This window comes from Amycolatopsis sp. NPDC059021 (assembly GCF_042739895.1).
Taxonomy (GTDB): Bacteria; Actinomycetota; Actinomycetes; order Mycobacteriales; family Pseudonocardiaceae; genus Amycolatopsis.
The window spans coordinates 36,884-39,999 of sequence record NZ_JBHYIQ010000094.1 but is presented as its reverse complement, the minus strand read 5'-3'; the positions used below and the strand labels follow the sequence as shown (position 1 = coordinate 39,999).

Below are 3,116 nucleotides of genomic sequence, written 5' to 3'. Positions count from 1 at the left end.
GAGGAAAATCATGCCGTTAAGGCCACCTTGGGGGCGTCCGACGCCCCCAAGGTGGCCTTACCGGCATAGCGGCACGCCGAGAATGCCACGTTATGTGCCCGTGGGGGCCTCGAAGACCCTGGCACGGCAGCACAACCCACAAAGGACGACACCGCAAGCGCCGGCGTCAGGCCGCGCTGACGCCTGACCGAGGGGCGGTGTCGGTGGCGACCAGGTTCTTGTCGGCCGCGATCGCGGCGAGCGTGCCGCTGGCGGCCGCCAGCGCGACAAAGGGCATCGGCATCGGCAGGCTCGCCCGATGTGCCATGTCGCCCGCGGCGTACACACCAGGGACACTGGTCAGCTGGAAGTCGTCGACTTCCACGCACCCGTCCGGCAGCAGGTGGCAGCCCAGCTTCGCGGGCACCTCGGAGCGCTGCCCGAACTGCCCGACGGCGAAGAGTGCGGTCCGGGGTAGTGGCTCGCCCGACGCGAAGTCGATACGCTCCAGCTCCTTTTCCCCGGACACCAGCCGGGTGATCTTCTCACCGCGGACCGGTATCCCGCTGTCCGCCAGCCTGCCCCGCGCCGTTTCGTCGATCTCGCCGAGGCGGCCGTCGGCGCACAGCACCACGTCGGCGCTGAACCTCCGCAGGTGCAGCGCGAGGTCGACCATGATGCCGTCGGTGTACAGGACGGCGATCGGGTTGTCGCGGGCCGCCTCGTAGCCGTGGCAGTACGGGCAGTGGTAGATACCGCGTCCCCACGCCTGTTCGAAACCTTCGATCGGCGGCAGCTCGTCCGCCAGGCCCGTGGCGAGCACCAGCCGCCGTGTCCGGACGGCCGAGCCGTCTCCCAGCGTCAGTTCGAACCCTTCGCCGCCCGCCAGGGGTTCGGCGTCGTCGACGGTCACGTTCCGGGTCTCGACGGTGGGATACTGCTTGAGTTCCGAGTGGACGATCGCGCGGAACTCGCTCGGCGGCGTGCCGTCCCGGGTGACGAAGTTGTGCATGTTCTCGGCGCGTGCGTTGCGGTACTCGCCGGAATCGATCAGGAGGGCAGGCCGGATCGCGCGGCCGAGGGTGAGAGCGGCGGCGAGACCGGCCGGTCCGCCGCCGATGACGATCACGTCGAACACGGGGAACTCCTCGAGGTCGGCCGGACTACTTCGTGTCGTCATTTCCCGCCTGCCGCTGAGTCCGCACCACGTGCAAGCCCTCCGCTTCCGCGTTCTTGGCCACCGCCCGCCCGGTCTTGCGCAGCTCCTCCTCCGGGCTGAACATGATGACCTCGGTGCCCGCCTGGTGCTTCAGCGGAGCGTGCCCGGCCGGCGTGTAGAACGCGTCGCCGGTTTCGTAGACCTCGTCCCGGTCGGCGAGCCGGACGGTCATTCTTCCCTTGATGACGTATCCCCAGTGCGGACACTGGCATTGGTCCTGGGGCAACCCCTTGAGCAGCGGGGTCGCGTCGATGTCCTCGTCGAAGATGGTGAAGTTCGCCGAGTAGCCGTCGAGGACCTCGTACCGGTCCCGGACCGGGCCGAGTTCCTCGACCTGGGTGGCGCTGTCCCACGAAACTTTCGGCATCGCTGTGGCTCCTTCGTTCGGTCGGGCGTCATCAGCCGGATAAGTGAACGGTAGGCGCCGCGAGGCGAGGTGCTCATCTCCAACGTTGCTGATTTCGTGCCGGTACCCGTTGCCCCGCGACCGGGGCACGACGGATCAGGCGCCGGCAGGGACCTGGAGCATCCTGAGCTTGTGCTCGGCGACGGCGGCGAGCACGTTGCCGGGGATCCGCCCGACGCCGGATCCCATCGTCCGGCTGGCGCGCGAGGCGTTGGGGCCGGCTTCCAGGATGTGGTGCCCGTCGGCGAGAAGAGTGTCCGCGGTCCGGCGTACTCCGGGACTGGACCACATCTTCGCGTTCATACACGGCTGGAAATAGACACCGGGACCATGGGCGCACACCAGGGCGGCCACGAGCGTGTCGGCTACACCAGTAGCGGCCTTGGCCAGGGTCGTCGCGGTGGTGGGCGCGATCACCAGGGTGTCGGCTCGTTGCAGGAGGGTCACGTGCAGTGGGTTGTCGACCCAGTCCTCATCGGTGTAGACCGGTACCGAAAGATCGGCGAGGAACAACTCGGCCGCGGTCGGGGTGGCGACCACGGTGATGTCGTCGGCGTAACTCGCGGCCTCCTCGACCAGTTCCCCGGTCGAAGAAGCACAACTGGAGCCACATACGCCGATCACCAACGAGCCCAATGGCCTTCCGGTGATGGTGTCCCCGGACGACGTTCGCACCTGTGTCTCCGGCTCGCTGTTGGCGGAACTCTGTGTCATCCGTCATTTCCTTAGTGTGAGTTATCATCCAATACAGTGCCGATCGTCACTGATCCGACCACAGTCACGGCCGAATGGCTTCGTGGTGACGGTTGCGTGCCGCTCGGGGGGCGGCCTGCTTTTGGCCGGATCAGTAAATTGGGGTGTTGCCGCGACTATGCGGCAACACCCCGTCTATCGGTTCGGCTGGTGCGAGCTATCAGTCGCAGGGCTCACCGGTCATCACCGACGGGGCGACGGTGACGTGGGCGAAGTCGACCGACTCGGCGCCGGCGGTGGCGAGCAGCTCGGCGTCGGAGATCTTGGTGATGTCGAACATGATTTCTCCTGGTGTCGAAGTTTTGCTGTTCTGGGGGATGATCTGGGTGGTGAAGCGGGCAGGTCTGGAGTCCCGCTTCGCCGATGGTGCGTCGGTTCTCCTTGCGCGAACGATCAGTCGCAGGGCTCACCGGTCATGACCGACGGGGCGACGGTGACGTGGGCGAAGTCGACGGACTCGGCGCCGGCGGTGGCGAGCAGTTCGGCGTCGGAGATCTTGGTGATGTCGAACATGAGTTCCTCCTGGTTTCGGTATTCAGAATGCCTGGTGGCTATTTAATTATGCTCCCCGCCGAGTGAGTGGAGCCACTCTTGAATTGCGTATCTGCTCGGCGGTCCCGGAATGTGGATCAGTCGCAGGGCTCGCCGGTCATGATCGAGGGAGCGACGGTGACGTGGGCGAAGTCGACGGACTCGGCGCCGGCGGTGGCGAGCAGTTCGGCGTCGGAGATCTTGGTGATGTCCAACATGGTTTCCTCC

Annotated in this window: 3 protein-coding genes; all 3 read right to left on the bottom strand. The window is 66.3% G+C overall.

What is annotated here, in order from left to right; genetic code table 11:
- Positions 1 to 166: 166 nt before the first annotated feature.
- Positions 167 to 1,159 (bottom strand): NAD(P)/FAD-dependent oxidoreductase, encoded by a 993-nt coding sequence (locus ACFWX1_RS37825; RefSeq protein ID WP_378394636.1) that lies wholly within the window; start codon positions 1,157 to 1,159, stop codon positions 167 to 169.
- Entirely contained in the window at positions 1,143 to 1,565 is a 423-nt protein-coding gene (locus tag ACFWX1_RS37820) for a cupin domain-containing protein (RefSeq protein ID WP_378394635.1), read from the bottom strand. Before ACFWX1_RS37820 ends, ACFWX1_RS37825 begins: the two co-directional genes overlap by 17 nt.
- A 135-nt stretch (positions 1,566 to 1,700) precedes the next feature.
- A complete protein-coding gene (locus ACFWX1_RS37815) occupies positions 1,701 to 2,318 on the bottom strand; it encodes a flavoprotein (protein WP_378394634.1) in 618 nt (205 codons plus the stop codon).
- Positions 2,319 to 3,116: the final 798 nt, after the last annotated feature.

Bases quoted from the DNA above. Each gene is read 5' to 3' on its own strand.
- ACFWX1_RS37820 (WP_378394635.1), bottom strand. From the start codon at position 1,565: ATGCCGAAAGTTTCGTGGGACAGCGCCACCCAGGTCGAGGAACTCGGC.
- ACFWX1_RS37825 (WP_378394636.1), bottom strand. From the start codon at position 1,159: ATGACGACACGAAGTAGTCCGGCCGACCTCGAGGAGTTCCCCGTGTTC.
- ACFWX1_RS37815 (WP_378394634.1), bottom strand. From the start codon at position 2,318: ATGACACAGAGTTCCGCCAACAGCGAGCCGGAGACACAGGTGCGAACG.